Below are 17,403 nucleotides of genomic sequence, written 5' to 3'. Positions count from 1 at the left end.
TAACTGATTGATTAATAAGGATGTATCGCCTGGTGCGTACCGCCAGTTTCGGGAGTTTCTCGAACAGCAGTGCGGTATCGTGCTTGGCGATAATAAGCAGTACTTAGTGCGAAGCCGTTTGGGCGGGCTGTTGCACGAGCGCCAATTAACTAATATCGATGAGCTGTTAAGGCAATCCATTTCCGGTCGCGATCGCGGATTACTGCAGCAGGTTATCGATGCCATGACCACCAATGAAACCCTCTGGTTTCGAGACAGTTACCCATTTGAATTGTTGATTCGGCAAATATTGCCAACCCTTGCCACCCGGCAACGACGTATTCGGATCTGGAGTGCAGCATGCTCCTCTGGTCAGGAGCCTTATTCCATTGCCATGTCATTACTGGAATATCAGCGTAATAACCCCGGCGCCGGTTCGTTGTCTGCGGAGATTCTGGCCACTGACTTATCCAGTAATATGCTGAGAAAGTGTGAAGAGGGCGCTTACGATGAGCTCTCACTGGCACGCGGTTTATCGGCCGAGCGCCGGCAAAGGTACTTCCAGCAGCATGCCAGCGGCATGTTACAGGTGAAGCCTGAAGTACGCCGTATGGTCAGCTTTCGCAGTCTGAACCTGCTGCACAGCTATTCTTCGCTGGGCAAGTTCGATATTGTCTTTTGCCGCAATGTGCTGATTTACTTCTCTACAGAGCTGAAACAAAAAATACTGCAACAAATTGCCGCCCAGTTAAACCCAGGCGGCATCCTGTTTCTCGGCGCATCGGAATCTGTGGCCGCAGCGGCCGATTGTTACCGCATGGTCAAATGCAATCCCGGCCTGTACTACACCAAAAAAGACTAATTAAAATAAATAGTTAGTCTTTTATTTTGCTATATTTCCCACCTGTTGATTTTGTTGGCACTTAGTTTGCTTTTATCTCCGCGATAGAGGAGAAGTGCTATGGCCATTAATTTAGACAAGCTCGTTGGTTTTCATCAGAACGCGTTGAAGATCCGCAACGATAAAATGGAAGTCATTGCCGGTAATCTGGCCAATGCCAACACGCCGGGTTACAAATCCCGAGGCATTGACTTCCAAAAAGCGATGGCTCAGGCACAGCACTCCAGCGGCCAGTCGATGACCCGCACTCACGACAAACACATGAGCGGAGGTATGGTCTCCTCAACAGAGATTGGTTTTCGGATCCCCTCGCAGCCGGACACCGGCGACGGCAATACCGTCGAAGTCCAGCGCGAACGTAATGAATTCTTAGATACAGGTATGCGCTATCAGGCCACTATTGAGTTTCTCAACGGTAAAGTGAAAGGCATGAAGAAAGCGTTAAGTGGAGGACAAGGTCAATGAGTCTGTTTGATGTTATGTCAATTTCTGCGTCAGGTATGCATGCTGAAAGCGTACGCCTGAACACCACGGCAAGTAATATTGCCAATGCCAATTCGGTAAGTAGTAGTGAGCAGGATACCTATCGTGCCCGTCATGCTGTTTTTGCTGCCGAGCTGAATCGCGCAACCAATGATTACAGCAAGGGCTCTGAAGTTAAGGTACTGGGTGTGGTCGAGAGCGACCGTCCGCTACAAACTGAGTATGCACCGCATAATCCCCTGGCTGACGAAAATGGTTACATCTATAAGCCGAACGTCAATATCGTCGAAGAAATGGCCGATATGATGTCTGCCTCCAAAGCTTATGAAACCAACGTCCAACTGGCAGATACCACTAAGCGCATTTTCCGTCGGGTGTTAACCCTTGGCCGTGGTCAGTAGTAGCGGTCATTAAGAGGATACTAACGTGAGTACAATTACCAACACGCAGGGTCTCAATACTGACCTCTATTGGCAGGAAGAAAAGGTCAAAGTGTCCGATGGCTCGGAGCAGAACCTGTCTCAGGAAGACTTTTTCGCCCTGTTAACAGAGCAGCTGTCTAATCAGGATCCTACCAAGCCGGTGGATAACGATCAGATGGTTTCGCAGATGACCCAGTTCACCACTGCCGACGGCATCAGCAAACTGAATGAGAAGTTTGAAAGCTTCGCTACCTCCATGACGTCGAACCAGGCATTACAGGCTTCCAGCCTGATTGGCCAGGATGTGCTGGTAGAAGCCAACGTAGGCTACATGGGCAGTGAAGGCGCCGGCCTCAGTGGTTTTGTGGTAAACGAACAAACCGTACAGAACATGGAAATTACTATCACCAATGCCAACGGTGAAGTCGTCAGAACCATCGACGCAGGCACCCAGGGGGCCGGCAACATTGAGTTCAACTGGGATGGTACCGACCGCAGCGGCAATTTAATGCCGCCCGGCGAATATCTGGTGAGTGCAAACGGCCAGGTCAATGGTGAAGGGGTAGCAATTTCCACCGCTATTCATCGCCACGTTAGCAGTGTAAGCCTGGCTGGCAGCAACCAGGGCATTATTTTGAATTTAGAGGGTGATGTCAGTATCAATCTTGACGACGTTATCCAGATCGGCAGTTAGTAGGAGAAAAGCACATGTCTTTTAACATTGCATTAAGTGGCGTCTCTGCCGCACAAAAAGATTTAGACACTACCGCAAATAACATTGCCAATGTGAACACGGTAGGTTTTAAAGAGTCGCGGGCCGAGTTTGGTGATGTATATGCCGCCTCACTGTTAGCCAGCGGTAAAACCAAAGTAGGTGATGGCGTCCTCACGCAGGAAGTGGCCCAACAGTTCAGTCAGGGTAGCCTGCAGTTTACCAATACGGCACTGGATTTAGCCATTACCGGTAATGGTTTCTTTGCCACTGTACCCGATATCACCTCGCGGGATTTTTCCTTTACCCGTGCCGGTCAGTTTAAGCTGGACGAAAACAACTTTGTGGTTAACAGCAGCGGCGACAACCTGCTGGGCTTTCCGGTTAACCCGGATGGCACCAGTTCGTCAGTGGCGTTAAGTACTACCGAACCTGTGCGTATTCCCGACTCCTCAGGCTCACCGCAGGCAACGCAGGAAGTCACCATGCGGATGAATCTGCCGGCGAACGACGATTATCTCGATCCGACAGCATTTAATCCTGATGATACGCTCACCTACAACGCGGCAACCTCGGTAACCGTTTATGATTCACTCGGTGAAAGTTACATAATGACTTATTACTTTGTGAAAGATGGTACCGACCAGTCGACACCAACTGGCCCGGATCAGCTCAATAGCTGGTTAATGTTTGCCACCCTTGATGATACCCCGGTAGATATTGCAGGCGGTGATACCAGTGTACCGCTGCCAACGAGGGACGACCCGCAAAACCCGGGGAACACAGAGGCCTGGTTACCGGCCAGATTGTCATTTAACCAGAGTGGGGACTTTACCTCGCAAATACCTGCCGGTGGCATCGTGACTGTACCACTGGGGGATGACGGTTCGCCTGACGCCGCGATTGCGTTAACTGGTGGTGCCGATCAAACTCAAACCATCGGTATCGATTTCAACCTGGATCCGCTGGGTGGCCAGACTATCAATGAGCCAACTCAGTACGCCTCCGCCTTTGAAGTAACCTCACTTGAGCAGGATGGTCTGCCAGTAGGCCGCTTAACCGGTGTGGATATCGGTGAAGACGGCCTGGTCAGAGCAACTTTCTCTAACGGTACCTCAGAGCCGGTAGTACGCGTTGCGTTGGTTCGATTTGCCAATGAGCAGGGCCTGACCCAGCAAAGCAATACTGCCTGGAAAGAGTCAATCGAGTCCGGCGAAGCGCTGGCCGGCGAGGCGACCACAGGGACCTTTGGCGAAATTAACTCCTCCGCCCTTGAACAGGCTAACGTTAACCTGACTACTGAACTTATTGACATGATTATTGCGCAGCGGAACTTCCAGGCGAACTCCCGGGCACTGGAAGTTAACAACCAGCTTAGTCAGACGATTCTGAATATTCGATAAGAGCCCGTTATCATTCTGAGGCCGCCTTTCGCGGCCTTTTTTGTATTTATTTTACCTTTTACACCTCTTTTCTTCTGCCTTTTACTTATTGGCATTGCCTTTGCAATGATCCTTATATCTATTCTTTGAGCGTCAAAAGGCAGTCATGGACAAATTACTCTATATCTCCAGCAGTGGTGCGTCGCAGGACCTGTTAGGCACGTCAATACGGGCTAACAACCTGGCGAATGCTCAAACCAATGGCTTTAAAGCACAGCTTGAACAGGCAAGGTCGATGCCGGTATACGGCGAAGGTTTGCCGTCCCGGGTATTTGCCATGACGGAAAGCCCTGCCAACAACTATGAAGACGGCCCGCTGATTCAAACGGGTCGGGATCTTGACGTAGCCATTCAGGGGGACGGCTGGTTTGCGGTACAGGATGAGCAGGGTAACGAAGCCTATTCCCGTGATGGTAATTTTCAGTTAGGGCCGGATGGAGTCCTGGAAGATGTGCACGGCAACCCAGTGATGGGCGATGCCGGCCCAATATTTTTGCCGGTGCCACTGGACAATCTGAACATTGCCGCAGACGGCACAATTTCCGTTCGCCCACAAGGCGCGCCAGCTGCGGTTAACGAAGAAGTAGGCCGGTTAAAACTGGTTAAACCTGAATACAGTGATTTGCAACGCGGCAATGACGGATTGTTCCGTCAGAAAGATGGCACTATCGCTGCGGCAGACGAAACCGTATCGGTAATGACCGGTATGCTCGAAGGTTCAAACGTTAATGCCATTGATGAAATGGTCAATATGATCAGTTTGCAGCGTCACTATGAGTTGCAAGTCAAAATGATGAAGAAAGCCGATACGCTGGATACGCGTGGCAACATGCTGTTACGGATTATTTAATAAGCCGCAGCGAATTTCAGTAAAGGCAGAGGAGAGACAAGTATGCATCCTGCACTTTGGATCAGTAAAACCGGACTTGATGCGGCACAAACCGATGTGTCGGTGGTATCAAACAATCTGGCCAACGCTTCTACCGTTGGGTTTAAAAAGGATCGGGCGATCTTTGAAGACTTGCTCTATCAAAACATCAATCAGCCTGGTGGTCGTTCCTCTGCGGATACCGAATTACCGTCAGGGTTAATGGTGGGGGCCGGCTCTAAAGTGGTCGCCACCCAAAAAGCCCACACTCAGGGCAACCTGTTAACCACCGACAATGCACTGGATATGTCGATTCAGGGGCGCGGCTTTTTTGAAATTCTGCAGCCGGACGGCACCATTGCTTATACCCGAAATGGTCAGTTTACGTTAAACGATCAGGGGCAAATTGTTACCCCGGGTGCCGGCTTCCTGTTGCAGCCAGAAATCGCTATTCCTGAAGATGCCCAGCAAATCACCATTTCTCAGGATGGAGAGGTGTCTGCATCGGTGCGCGGTCAGGCTGAGCCTCAGGTACTTGGTCAGCTCAATATTTCTGATTTTGTTAACCCGACTGGCTTACAGCCAGTGGGCCAGAACCTGTATGTGGAAACCGCGGTATCTGGTGCACCTTTGCAAGGGGTTCCCGGCCTGCAGGGCCTGGGGACTATCGTACAGGGAACCCTGGAAACATCTAACGTAAACGTGACCGAAGAACTGGTAAATCTGATCGAAAGCCAACGGCTATATGAAATGAACTCCAAAGTGATTTCATCGGTTGATCAGATGCTTGGTCAGGTTATACAGCAGCTTTAATCTGAGGTGATCTCATGATGCGTGTATTACTGGTATTTACTTGTGTTGCACTGTTTAGCGGTTGTGCCAGTACTTCGCCCGATCGCGTTGAGGCGAACGATCCATCCTTCGCGCCGGTGATCCCGGAGATGCCGCGTGAGCAAATTGTTGAGGATGGCGGCCTGTTTCGCCCGCGTATGGCTAATAGTCTTTACTCTGATGTGACGGCCCGGCGGGTGGGTGACATCATCACGGTTACGCTCAGTGAAAACACCAATGCCACGAAATCTGCTGGCACCACCACGTCAAAAGAAACCGGTGTTGATGTGCAGCCCATTACCGGTTTAGGTGGCAACGCGTTGAACATAGGCAATCAGTCCATACAACTGGGCGTGAATTCTTCCAATGAATTTGCTGGTGATGCTCAGGCTAATCAGAGCAACAGCCTGAACGGGAGTATTTCGGTCACCGTCACTGACGTGCTGGCTAACCAGAACCTGGTAATACGCGGTGAGAAATGGCTGACGTTAAACCACGGTGATGAGTACATCCGTTTAACCGGCATTATCCGTGCGTCGGATATCTCGCCGGAAAATGAAATCCTGTCTACCCGTATTGCCAATGCCCGCATTCAATACAGTGGTACCGGCAGCTTTGCCCGCTCTCAGGAGAAAGGCTGGCTGACTAAGTTCTTTTCATCACAATGGTGGCCTTTCTAAGGAGGGAACATGGGTAAATTATTAAGTGTCGTACTGTGTTGTCTGAGTCTGGTTACCAGTGCTCATGCCCAGCGGATCAAAGACGTAGCCAGTATTCAGGGCGTACGCAGTAATCAGTTAATTGGTTATGGTCTGGTGGTCGGTTTACCCGGTACCGGCGAGCAAAGCCCGTTTACCGAGCAAAGTTTCAGAACCATGCTGACCAATTTTGGCATCAGCCTGGACCCCAACATTAAACCCAAAATCAAGAACGTTGCTGCAGTGGCCGTCCATGCCGAGTTACCGCCATTTATCAAACCCGGCCAGACCATTGATGTCACAGTGTCTTCGGTGGGTGAAGCCAGCAGTTTGCAGGGCGGTACTTTATTACAAACTTTTCTTAAAGGTGTGGATGGCAACATCTATGCAGTAGCTCAGGGGAGTCTGGTAGTTAGCGGTTTCGGAGCTGAAGGTGGCGACGGCTCTAGGGTGGTGGTGAATACGCCAACCGTAGGCCGAATTGCTAACGGTGCGTTGGTTGAGCGGGCAGTTCCAAGCGGTTTTGCCAGTGGCGACAGCCTGACGCTGAACTTACATTATCCTGATTTCTCTACCGCCAAAGCACTCGCCGATGTGATAAATCAGCGCCTCGGTGCTCAGCCGGAAAAAGGCTACGCCATTGCAGAACCTCTGGATGCAGCGTCGGTAAGAGTTACCGCGCCACGCGATCCGGGACAGCGGGTGGGCTTTTTAGCCACGCTGGAAAACTTTGAGTTTACTCCTGCAGATGCACCAGCGCGTGTGGTGGTTAATAGCCGCACCGGCACCATTGTTATTGGTCGCGACGTGCGTTTATTACCAGCCGCTATTACACACGGTGGCCTTACCGTTACTATCAGTGAAAACCAGCAGGTGACGCAACCTAATGCACTGGCTGACGGCGAAACAGCGGTAACAACGCAGTCCATCATTGATGTCAATCTGGCCGATAGCCGCATGTTTAAGTTTGAACCGGGTGTGACCCTGGATCAGCTGGTGCGCGCGGTTAACGAAGTCGGCGCAGCGCCGGGCGATCTGATGGCTATTCTTGAAGCGCTTCGCCAGGCTGGCGCGTTACAGGGCGAACTGGTGGTGATCTGATGGACGTACTGAATACAAAATCGCAGTTAGAGTCGGCCCGCAACGTTCACGACTTATCCAGTCTGAACCGTCTGCGTGAGGCTGCCTATTCGAAAGATGATAAAGCGCTCAAAGAAGCAGCGCAGCAGTTCGAAGCGATTTTTGTTCAGATGATGCTTAAATCCATGCGAAAAGCCCAGGACGCCATGGCTGATAAAGACAGCCCGTTTAATACCGAAGAAGTAAAGTTCTATCGTGACATGCACGATAAACAGCTCGCTCAGGATCTGTCCAGCGGTGGTGGTGTTGGCCTGGCTGAGATTATTGTGCAGCAGTTGGGGCAGCATGATATCAACGATTACATTCCGGCCAGTGTGGCCCGCAATGACGGTAATCTGGCGTCGCTGAACCGACAACGAGAATTTCGCATTGAGCAGGCACAACAAACAGCCGAACTACTCAGCGATCCGCAATCACAACAAGCCTTTAAAACTGCCGCGTTTAGTAACCCTCAGGAGTTCGTCGAACAACTTTGGCCAGCTGCCAGCAAAGCGGCAAAAGAACTGGGTATTGAGCCCAGGGCATTACTGGCGCAGGCGGCAGTGGAAACCGGCTGGGGTCAACATGTTATTCATCATGGCAGTGGCAACAGTGCTAATAACCTGTTTGGTATTAAAGCTAATAGCAACTGGCAGGGTGAGTCGGCGACCGTCAATACCATGGAGTTTGACGGTACGGTTGCGCGTCAGCAACGCGCCGCGTTTCGCTCTTACGATAATTTACAGCAGGGTTTTGAAGATTACGTTCAGTTTATTCGTGGTCAGGAACGGTACCGCCCGGCAGTAGAAAATGCCAGCGACCCGAAGGCGTACTTTAAAGCGTTACAAGATGCCGGCTACGCCACGGATCCGCAGTATGCGGATAAGGTGATGGCCGTTTATAACAGTGATTCTTTGCGGAGCTATCTGCCATGAAAAAGAGTTGCCCGGTAATATTGCCGCACCAGGCTAAGGCGTGCTTATGAGCGGCAACGTTGATTTATATTCAATTGCCACCAGCGGTGTAAATGCCAGCAGCCGGCTGCTGTCGACTGCCAGTAATAACATAGCTAATGTTAACTCCGAAGGCTATGTGCGCGAACGTACATCGGTAACCAGTGAGCTTTATGGTGGTGTTGGCCGTGCCACCACAGAGCGGGTCATCAATCAGTTTGCGCAAAATCAGTTGCGCCGTGATACCACGTTAGTGGGAGAGTGGGAAACCTTCTCTGAAAAGACCTCAGCGATAGATAATTTGTTGGCCAACGAAGCCAATTCGCTGTCTACCGGTTTCAGCGACTTTTTCGCCTCAGTGCAAACCGCAGTTGACGATCCAACTAATTTATCTTCACGTCAGTTGGTGTTGTCTGAAGGCGAGGCATTGCTGCGCCGCATGTCGTCAATTTCTGATTTTATGGAAGCGAAGGAAGAAGAGCTTAACCTTGAATTTAACAGTATGGTGAGCCAGGCCAACAGCCTGATTGAATCTATTGGCGATCTGAATAAAGCCATTTTGGTGGCAAAAGGCAACTTTAAAGACAGCGAACCCTCGGCGTTACTTAACGAGCGTGACAAAGCGATTAATGATCTGGCGGAGATCATGGATATCACCGTGCGGGAAAGTAAAAATGCCAATGGCTCTTTGCTGATTAATCTGGCCAGTGGTGAGTCGCTGGTACTGGAAGATGGCAGTTTTAATCTTTTCGAGCTCAGTGATAATGCTGACTTCATGCAAAAGCAACTGGAATTAGCGACTAATTTTTCGGGCAGCAAACCCAATACCGATATCAATATTGCTGAGGAAGATCTGGGCGGCGCCTTAGGAGGCCTGTTTCGCTATCGGGATGAGGTATTAGGCCCGTCGCAGCGGGATATTGGCCAGATGGCAGTGGCTTTTGCCGACGCGGTAAATTCGCAAAATCGTCTGGGCATGGATATGGATTTTCAACTCGGTGGAGACATATTCACGTTGCCGGAGCTAAGCGGCCTGCCGTACAGTAATACACCGCCTACGCTGGCTTTATCCGGCCAGTTTACCCCAGGCAAAGGCAACGAGCTTACCGATGCTGATATTCGTGTGTCCGTTACTAACGTGACCGGCGCCGGTGTACCCAGTGAGGTATCGGTGGAACTGTTAAATGGCGATGGCACGCCTAAGCTGGATGAAAACAATCAGCCGGTAGTGTTTAGTAACATTACGTTAAATGCCGGCTATACCGAAATCCCGGGCGGCATTGAGATTGAATTTCAGTCTGCCGGTGGCTATAGCGTGGGCAACCAGTTTCTGGTTCAGCCGGTAAAATACAGTGCGTCGGATATAGCTATGGCCACTACGCGGCCAGAAGACTTAGCCTTTGCCAGCCCGGTACGGGGTGATGCAGGCAACAATAATCTCGGCGATGCCTCGGTAGTGAATACTCAGGTGTATGACACCGATGTCACTACATCGTTTTTTGATGGTGCTGGTGGTCTGGATGGCGGTGCCCCTGCGCAGATTCGCTTTACCGCAGCCGACAGTTACGAAGTGCTCGATAGCGGCGGCACGGTGTTATCTACCGTCACCGGGGCCACTGATTTTAATAACCTGCTGGCCCAGGCTGGCGGTGGTTTAAACGGCAGTTACGATATCAGCCTTGAGGGGATCCCCGCCGCCGGCGACACCTTTTCGATCAGCTACAATACTAATGGTAGCTTTGATAATCAGAATGCACTGGAACTGGCCTCGTTGAAGCAAGCGTCGTTGGTACAGTTGAGTACCAATTCCAGTAGCGAGCCACGTACGTTACATGAGAGTTACTCCACCCTGGTGAGCCGTGTAGGTGAAGAGTCAGCCTCTGCCAGCATTGCTTTACAGGCTGCCGAGAGCATGAAAGTACAGTCTACCGAGTGGTTTGATTCGGTGTCCGGCGTGAGTCTGGATGAAGAAGCTGCGAACCTTGTGCGATATCAGCAGTCTTATGCTGCAGCAGCCAGAATTTTGAGCACCGCCCAGGAATTGTTTAATACTATTTTATCGTCGGTCAGGTAACAGCCATGCGTATTTCCACCAATCAACTTTATGATCAGAATATCCGTGCCATTATGGATAATCAGTCAGGGCTTGCTGACACTCAGCAGCAGTTGAGTACGGGTAAGAAAATTAATCGACCTTCAGACGATCCGGTTGGTACTGCCAAAGTCTTACGCATGACTGAAGAGCTGGCCAGTTTAAAACAATATCAACGCAACAATGACCTGGTAACCGGTTCGCTGGAGCAGCAGGAAACCATTCTGGATAACATTACCAATTCGGTTAACCGCGCTCGAATGCTCACTATTCAGGCCGGTGACGGAGCCTTATCTGATGCCGATCGTAAAGCGCTGGCGTCAGAGATAGGCCAGATCAAAGACGAAGTCTTCGATCTGATGAACTCGCAAAACGCCGAGGGTGACTATTATTTTTCGGGTTATCAGTCTGAATCTCAACCTTTCGTTTTGAATGCGGGCGGTCCTGGCAACGCTTATACCTATCAGGGCGATAGCGGTAGCAACGAAGTACAGCTTTCTAATAGTGTCAAGGTGAGAAGCAGCGCATCAGGGCAATCTTTATTCGAAGATGTACCGGCGCGGCGCAACTTCACCATCACCAACAATTCCGGGATTACTGTGAATGAAGCGGTGGTGGCCGGGCAGGGCGATTTTGATACTTTCTATAAGAATAACTACGATCCGCTCAATGCCGCCAATAATAATTATCGTATTAGCATCACAGCGCCTAATCAGGTGCAAATTCAGAATCTCGGTACTGGTAGCGTAGTCGCGACTAAAGTTTTCACCTCAGGTGAGCCATTCAATTTCGCCGGTATTGATTTTAACCTGCAGGGCGGAACCGGCAATACCCTGGATTTTCAGTTAGATGCGCCGCAAAAGAAAAATATTGCCACCACGCTATATGACTTACAGCAGGTGCTTAATAACGATCAGGTGGGTGATGCCGCTTACCGTGAAGCGTTAAGTGATGCCCTGGTAGGCATTGATAATGGCCTGGAAAAAATAGCGTTTGAAACCTCGTCTATTGGTGCCCGGCTGAATGTGGCCCAGTCGGTTTATGAAACCAACCTGGATTTGGAAGTGTCGACCAAAGAAGCTCGCAGCGCTATTCAGGACGTGGACTATGCCGAAGCCTCAGCCGAATTTGCCAAGCAGGAAGCTGCGCTTACTGCAGCACTAAGTACTTTTCCGCGTATCTCAGGATTATCGCTTTTCAACTATCTGTCGTGATGCTCCTGAGAATGTTGACCACCGCATAAGTTATGAGCAAAGGTTAACATTCTCTGGCTATCTGTAATAATCGCTTACCAATTCAGACGTATCCTGTGACTATATCCATTGGGATTGTGGATTCCACGCCTTAATAGCAATAGATTTGTGTTTATTAGCCAGGCTTGGTCATTTCATAATTATTCCTATCAGCTTGTCACCCTATCACTCTTTTAGACTGGCAAGTTGATTGCTCAACTGTAACCGTCGCTCAAATCAAACTTCATCAGACAATATATCATACCCCGGTCTATTCGTTTCAGGTGATTCAGAGTCACCGTTCACTATCAATCGTAAATTTATTAGATATGACAATATGTTAGCTATCTAAATGACGTCTATAGTCATTACTGCATAAAAAAATAGTCAATTTCATTAAAGGGAATTTGGGAATTGTCGATAATAGTTCTGAGAGAGCCAGTTCATCAATTACCCCTCAGGTATTGATGACTACTATTACAATGTAATTGCCGGATATTCTGGCAGCCAGCCCTAGCTGGATTGAAAGTGTAGGAGAGACTTATGTCTTTGTTCGTCAATACCAATGTGTCTGCATTAAACGCACAACGCCAGTTGTTTGATGTATCTAATTCTTTAAGCACGTCTTTTGAGCGTCTATCATCGGGCTTCCGCATTAATGGTGCGGCAGATGATGCGGCTGGTCTGCAAATTACTGACCGTATGACGACTCAGATTCAAGGCCTGAACCAGGCCGTACGTAATGCTAACGATGCTATTTCACTAACCCAAACTGCGGAAGGCGCGCTGGATGAAACAACCACTGCGTTGCAGCGTATTCGTCAACTGGCAGTACAGTCCCAAAACGGCGTGAACAGTGCTTCAGATCGCAGCGCTCTCAACAAAGAGGTGACTGCGCTGAAAACGGAAATCTCGCGTATCGCAAGTGATTCAGAGTTCAATGGTAAAGCCCTGTTAGATGGTTCGTTTGGCGCTGACTTTTTAGTTGGTGCAAACGCTGGCCAGAATATCAAAGTGTCCTTAAGCGGTCAGTCTTACGGCGCATCTGGTTTAAACATCGATACATTGAGTGTCGGGACTTCCGCGGCTGCCGCGGCTGCATTGACAGCAATCGACGACGCAATTTCTGCTATCGGAGGAACCCGTGCAGAATTGGGTGCACTGCAAAACCGTTTCCAATCTACAATCCGTAACCTGAGTAACATTTCAGAAAACGTGTCGGCGGCACGTTCGCAAATCAAAGATACTGATTTTGCAGCAGAAACTGCTGCCTTAACGCGTAATCAGATTATTCAGCAGGCAAGTACTACGGTGCTGGCTCAGGCTAATCAGCGCCCACAGGCGGCATTACAGCTACTGGGATAACCGGCAATTCCGAACGAGTCAGGGAATGGAGCCAGGAGGTAGTGAACCAGGTATCAGCCTGACCCCGGGAGTGAGCTTACTCTCAAAACTGTGAGCATAGCCGGACAAAAGTCCGGCTTGTTATTCAACCTAAGATACTGATTATTAAGTTTATTTAAATTTAGCAAAAAAAAGCTAAAGGATTTCTCCTGCGCGTACGATAACTATTACAAAGGCACTGCGAACAATAATAATAAAGACGCAAAAATGCCTGACAGCTCAACTAATAACAATAATATGAGCGGTCAAAAAATCAGGTTAATAAAAATAATAAAACCTGAGTTATCAAAAATCGTTAGGAGATTAAAATGAGCTTATATGTAAGTACGAATGTGTCGTCGCTAAATTCACAGCGACAACTGTTTACCTCTGGTAACCAACTGAGCACCGCATTTGAGCGTTTGTCATCGGGCTATCGCATTAACAGTGCAAAAGACGATGCGGCGGGTTTACAGATTTCTGACCGGATCACGTCACAAATTATGGGGCTGGATCAGGCCGTACGGAACGCCAACGATGGTATTTCTCTGGCTCAGGTGGCGGAAGGCTCCATGCAAGAAATAACCTCGGCGCTGCAACGCATCCGGGTGCTGGCCATTCAAGCGCAAAACGGTATTAATACCGATGCTGATCGCCAGGCACTGCAAAAAGAAGTATCTGCCCTTAAAACTGAAATCAGCCGTATTGCGTCTGACTCGCAGTTTGCCGGTGGTGATATTCTGACCGGAGATTTTGCCACCTCATTTTTGGTGGGAGCACAGGCCGGACAGTTTATCGACTTTAATTTGTCCCGGGCGGGTGGCTTCGGTTTTTCGGGGTTAACCAATGGTTATAATGCGACGGTATCTACCACCTCCGGTGCATCGGGAACGTTGCCGGTTATTGATGCTGCGATTTCCGCTATTGATGCAAAACGGGCAGAACTGGGTGCGATTCAAAACCGCTTTCAGTCGACCATCAGAAATCTGAGTAATATCTCTGAAAATGCGTCAGCTGCGCGGTCACGTATTCGCGATACCGACTTTGCTAAAGAGACTGCAGAATTAACCCGTTGGCAAATTATTCAGCAGGCCAGTACTAATGTATTGTCGCAAGCCAACCAACGACCACAAGCAGCATTACAATTACTGCAATAGTGGAGTGAATGGCATCGCTAATGACTGCAAAAAGCGGGGGCAGACTGCAGTTGATAAACAAAAAACGATGAGTAGATAAAGAAAAACGGTCGAGTTGCAATATGTGGGGGCAGACTGCAATCGACCGATGAGTAGAGAGTATTTGCAAGGTAATTAAAGAATAAGCGGGCTAATCCATAAACCCTGAAGGGCGTTAGGTGTTGAGCTAAGCTGCCGACTGACAGGAATGAAGCCAGGAGGTAGTGAGAGGTATGAGGTCTGAACAACATACCTGCAGTCAGCATGAGCCTAAGCTCAGTTAGCACTACTTAACTTTATACATAAGCCAAGCAAAGCGTCAGTAAATTAACACTGACCCTCTTCTTAAAGCATAAGGTGTGCCAATTAAATAAATTGAGTTGTTTGATTAATGCACTGGAGTATGGCAGAGCTACCACCTGCGACATAGAGGCTTAGACATAAGCTTACTAGTTGTTCATACCGGGTCCAGAGAAACTGGCAGGCGGCAACGGTAAACCTCTGTTTTACATGTTTTGCCACCTGAGCGGCAGAAACTGCCTTTGATATAAATAAAGCGATCCCCCGCATTAACGCAAAGCGCTGACAAAACCTGAGCGCCAGGTCGTACGCTGCGATTGCCAATGATAAGCCGGGAGATGAAAGTTGTGAAAAATACCATAAGAGGGTGGAATTGAGAGGCCAACCCTTGCCAGGGATGGCGGCCGTAAGGCCACCAAAACAAGGATTAAAACGCCGACTAGCAGAATTGAGAGTGTAGAATAGTTGGTTGAGAGGCCAGTATTTATCTACTATTATTCTGCAAGCCGACTAAAACCGAATTTGCTCCTTCTCCTAACGTGAGCAAGCTGGCCGGGTCACTTCGTTGACTCGGCCTTTTTTATTGTAATTACCAAATCGTTTCCCGTCACTTACATTAAAGATAAAGCAACAGTGATGCCAATTTTTTATATTATTGGTTAAGGTCGTATTCTCGTATTGCCAATCTGCATTAACTCTTAAAAATCAGCAGTTAGAAATAGCTTAAATCCGCAATAAAAGCGGACAAGACTTGCCTGTTATCCTGAATAAGTGCCCTGGTTTTGCCGCTTTTATCCAACTGCAATATCACCAGTGTTGTTCAGGTTGTTCAGTATGCATGGCCGAAATTAAAATGTGTTGTTGTTATTATTGATGCCAGCCTTTTACTCTTGTGTTCGCTTAGTGTTTTCGCCCAGATTCACGACCTGCCTGACAATCATTACAGGATTTGGTCTGTACAGGTTGGGTCGGGTGGCTGGCACTATTAGATCTTTCTCTCAGAGAGATGTTGTTCATGCAAAAGGGACGGCACAGCGACGTAGTCACCATCGACTTTTCTGCTCTCCACTCTTCCTTAATCGTAAGTCCTTCGCCTAAAAAATTAGCGCTAAAATGCGCGATATATACCGGTTTGAGAATATTATTCAGACGTCCTTATGAATAATCCTCCAAGGAAAAACCTTTTAAAACAAATGGTTGGTTTTTATTGTTCGTTTTTTTTAATTTTTTTAGAAAAAAAACTAAAGAATCTCAAGGTTGGGCCGATACCTATAGTTGAGGGATAATTCATTCATGAATTGCGTGGCCGCTGTGAGAGGCGCTACAACGATGAGGTGATTTAGCTGAATACTGTTTAGCTAAATTGAATATGAAGATTATAACTTAACGGAATTTGAACAATTCTGACAGTTATAATCCCAGGAGGTTTATTATGGCTTTATATGTAAATACAAATGTATCGGCCTTGAATGCACAGCGTCAGTTATCTGATGTAAGCAGCAAGCTGGGTACATCTTTTGAACGTTTGTCTTCAGGTTTCAGAATTAACAGTGCTGCAGATGATGCCGCGGGATTACAGATCACTGATCGTATGACAACGCAGATTCAGGGCCTGAACCAGGCAGTACGTAACGCTAACGATGCTATCTCACTGACGCAAACTGCCGAAGGTGCGCTGGATGAGACCACCACTGCATTGCAGCGTATTCGTCAATTGGCAGTGCAATCGCAAAACGGTGTGAATAGTGCTGCAGATCGCAGTGCTTTAAACAAAGAAGTTACCGCACTGAAAACCGAAATTTCAAGGATTGCATCTGAATCAGATTTTAACGGCAAATCGCTACTGGACGGTACATTTGGCGCAAGCTTCCTGGTAGGAGCGAACGCTGGACAAACAATCGTTGTGTCATTAAGTGCTCAATCTTATGGCGCATCTGGTTTAGGGATTGATGGTGTGAGCGTGGGTACATCAGCTGCGGCGTCAGCTGCGTTAGCTGATATTGATGATGCAATCTCTGCTATCGGGGGCGCTCGCGCTGATCTGGGGGCGTTGCAAAATCGCTTTCAATCAACTATTCGTAATCTGAGTAATATTTCAGAAAACGTGTCGGCTGCGCGCTCGCAAATCCGTGATACAGATTTTGCTGCGGAAACCGCCGAGTTGACCCGTAACCAGATTATTCAACAGGCGTCAGTCTCTGTTTTGAGTCAGGCCAATCAGCGTCCACAAACCGCATTGTCGCTATTAGGCTAAAATTGAATTAACAATGTGGTATTAACATACCAATGTTAAACATTGAATGAGCGGGCGACTGCGATAAGCAGGCCCGTTTTACCTGTTTTAATACGGGGGATTAATTGTGGGTCTTCAAGCTACACAAACTGGCCAGAACTTTGCAGCGAATGTTAAAGTCAATTCTCCTGGTGAGCCTGGAGTGGAAGTCAAACTTAACCAGAGTATTGCTGATACCCAGAAGGCAAGTGAGCAAAATAAGGTTGAACTTCAGACAGAAGGTGCTCAAGGTCAACAGGAATCTGCCGATAACCTTTCAAGAGAGGGGCAGAGACAAGTTCTGGATACTGCAGTCGAAGAAGTTCAGAGCTTTTTGCAGGTACAAAACCGTAATTTGGCTTTTTCTGTGGATGAAAGTTCCAGAAGGCCTGTAGTCACTGTTAAAGACTCTTCTTCAGGTGATGTGATAAGACAAATTCCATCCGAAGAAGTGTTGAGGTTAGCGGAAAGAATAAAAGAACTCCAACAAGATATAGGAAGCAAGGTAGGAGTACTTTTTAATAAACAAGTATGAGGTGAG

16 protein-coding genes are annotated in these 17,403 nt (G+C 48.5%); all 16 read left to right on the top strand.

Annotated features, from left to right (window positions below; all coding sequences use genetic code 11):
• Nucleotides 1–7: 7 nt before the first annotated feature.
• Nucleotides 8–841 carry a CheR family methyltransferase gene (locus AC566Q_RS16730; RefSeq protein WP_499608384.1) on the top strand — a complete coding sequence of 278 codons (834 nt, stop codon included), beginning with the start codon at nucleotides 8–10 and terminating at the stop codon, nucleotides 839–841.
• A 99-nt stretch (nucleotides 842–940) separates the two neighbouring features.
• Entirely contained in the window at nucleotides 941–1,345 is a 405-nt protein-coding gene (gene flgB, locus AC566Q_RS16725; RefSeq protein WP_499608381.1) for a flagellar basal body rod protein FlgB, read from the top strand.
• Nucleotides 1,342–1,764, top strand: coding sequence for a flagellar basal body rod protein FlgC (flgC, locus tag AC566Q_RS16720; protein ID WP_105935075.1), 423 nt, complete (start codon nucleotides 1,342–1,344; stop codon nucleotides 1,762–1,764). The genes flgB and flgC overlap by 4 nt, the downstream gene beginning before the upstream one ends.
• 25 nt (nucleotides 1,765–1,789) lie before the next feature.
• Nucleotides 1,790–2,479 (top strand): flagellar hook assembly protein FlgD, encoded by a 690-nt coding sequence (flgD, locus tag AC566Q_RS16715; protein ID WP_499608376.1) that lies wholly within the window; start codon nucleotides 1,790–1,792, stop codon nucleotides 2,477–2,479.
• Nucleotides 2,480–2,493: 14 nt separating this feature from the next.
• Complete coding sequence (flgE, locus tag AC566Q_RS16710; RefSeq protein WP_499608370.1) at nucleotides 2,494–3,900, top strand: flagellar hook protein FlgE; 1,407 nt, start codon at nucleotides 2,494–2,496, stop codon at nucleotides 3,898–3,900.
• A gap of 145 nt (nucleotides 3,901–4,045) precedes the next feature.
• Nucleotides 4,046–4,789 carry a flagellar basal-body rod protein FlgF gene (gene flgF, locus AC566Q_RS16705; protein WP_499608367.1) on the top strand — a complete coding sequence of 248 codons (744 nt, stop codon included), beginning with the start codon at nucleotides 4,046–4,048 and terminating at the stop codon, nucleotides 4,787–4,789.
• A gap of 42 nt (nucleotides 4,790–4,831) precedes the next feature.
• The gene (flgG, locus tag AC566Q_RS16700) at nucleotides 4,832–5,620 is read left to right on the top strand and encodes a flagellar basal-body rod protein FlgG (RefSeq protein WP_499608361.1); all 789 of its coding nucleotides are present in this window, start codon (nucleotides 4,832–4,834) and stop codon (nucleotides 5,618–5,620) included.
• Nucleotides 5,621–5,637: 17 nt separating this feature from the next.
• Nucleotides 5,638–6,318 (top strand): flagellar basal body L-ring protein FlgH, encoded by a 681-nt coding sequence (gene flgH, locus AC566Q_RS16695; RefSeq protein ID WP_499617534.1) that lies wholly within the window; start codon nucleotides 5,638–5,640, stop codon nucleotides 6,316–6,318.
• Between the two features lie 9 nt (nucleotides 6,319–6,327).
• Nucleotides 6,328–7,437: a flagellar basal body P-ring protein FlgI gene (locus AC566Q_RS16690; RefSeq protein ID WP_123326670.1), complete on the top strand. Its 1,110-nt coding sequence runs from the start codon at nucleotides 6,328–6,330 to the stop codon at nucleotides 7,435–7,437.
• Complete coding sequence (flgJ, locus tag AC566Q_RS16685) at nucleotides 7,437–8,390, top strand: flagellar assembly peptidoglycan hydrolase FlgJ (RefSeq protein WP_499608355.1); 954 nt, start codon at nucleotides 7,437–7,439, stop codon at nucleotides 8,388–8,390. The genes AC566Q_RS16690 and flgJ overlap by 1 nt, the downstream gene beginning before the upstream one ends.
• A gap of 46 nt (nucleotides 8,391–8,436) precedes the next feature.
• On the top strand, nucleotides 8,437–10,482 hold the full coding sequence (gene flgK / locus AC566Q_RS16680) for a flagellar hook-associated protein FlgK (RefSeq protein WP_499608349.1): 2,046 nt from the start codon (nucleotides 8,437–8,439) through the stop codon (nucleotides 10,480–10,482).
• 5 nt (nucleotides 10,483–10,487) lie between these two features.
• On the top strand, nucleotides 10,488–11,714 hold the full coding sequence (gene flgL / locus AC566Q_RS16675; protein ID WP_499608345.1) for a flagellar hook-associated protein FlgL: 1,227 nt from the start codon (nucleotides 10,488–10,490) through the stop codon (nucleotides 11,712–11,714).
• 561 nt (nucleotides 11,715–12,275) lie between these two features.
• Nucleotides 12,276–13,097 carry a flagellin N-terminal helical domain-containing protein gene (locus tag AC566Q_RS16670; RefSeq protein WP_499608342.1) on the top strand — a complete coding sequence of 274 codons (822 nt, stop codon included), beginning with the start codon at nucleotides 12,276–12,278 and terminating at the stop codon, nucleotides 13,095–13,097.
• A 347-nt stretch (nucleotides 13,098–13,444) separates the two neighbouring features.
• Nucleotides 13,445–14,272, top strand: a complete 828-nt coding sequence (locus AC566Q_RS16665) for a flagellin N-terminal helical domain-containing protein (protein WP_499608339.1) — start codon at nucleotides 13,445–13,447, stop codon at nucleotides 14,270–14,272.
• Nucleotides 14,273–16,022: 1,750 nt separating this feature from the next.
• Nucleotides 16,023–16,844, top strand: coding sequence for a flagellin N-terminal helical domain-containing protein (locus AC566Q_RS16660; RefSeq protein WP_105933501.1), 822 nt, complete (start codon nucleotides 16,023–16,025; stop codon nucleotides 16,842–16,844).
• Nucleotides 16,845–16,950: 106 nt separating this feature from the next.
• Nucleotides 16,951–17,397, top strand: a complete 447-nt coding sequence (locus AC566Q_RS16655; protein ID WP_499608335.1) for a flagellar protein FlaG — start codon at nucleotides 16,951–16,953, stop codon at nucleotides 17,395–17,397.
• The last annotated feature ends 6 nt before the right edge of the window (nucleotides 17,398–17,403 follow it).

The organism is Alteromonas sp. H02 (assembly GCF_059682525.1).
Note: the sequence above shows the minus strand (reverse complement) of the source record. Positions and strands in the feature narration are given on the sequence as shown.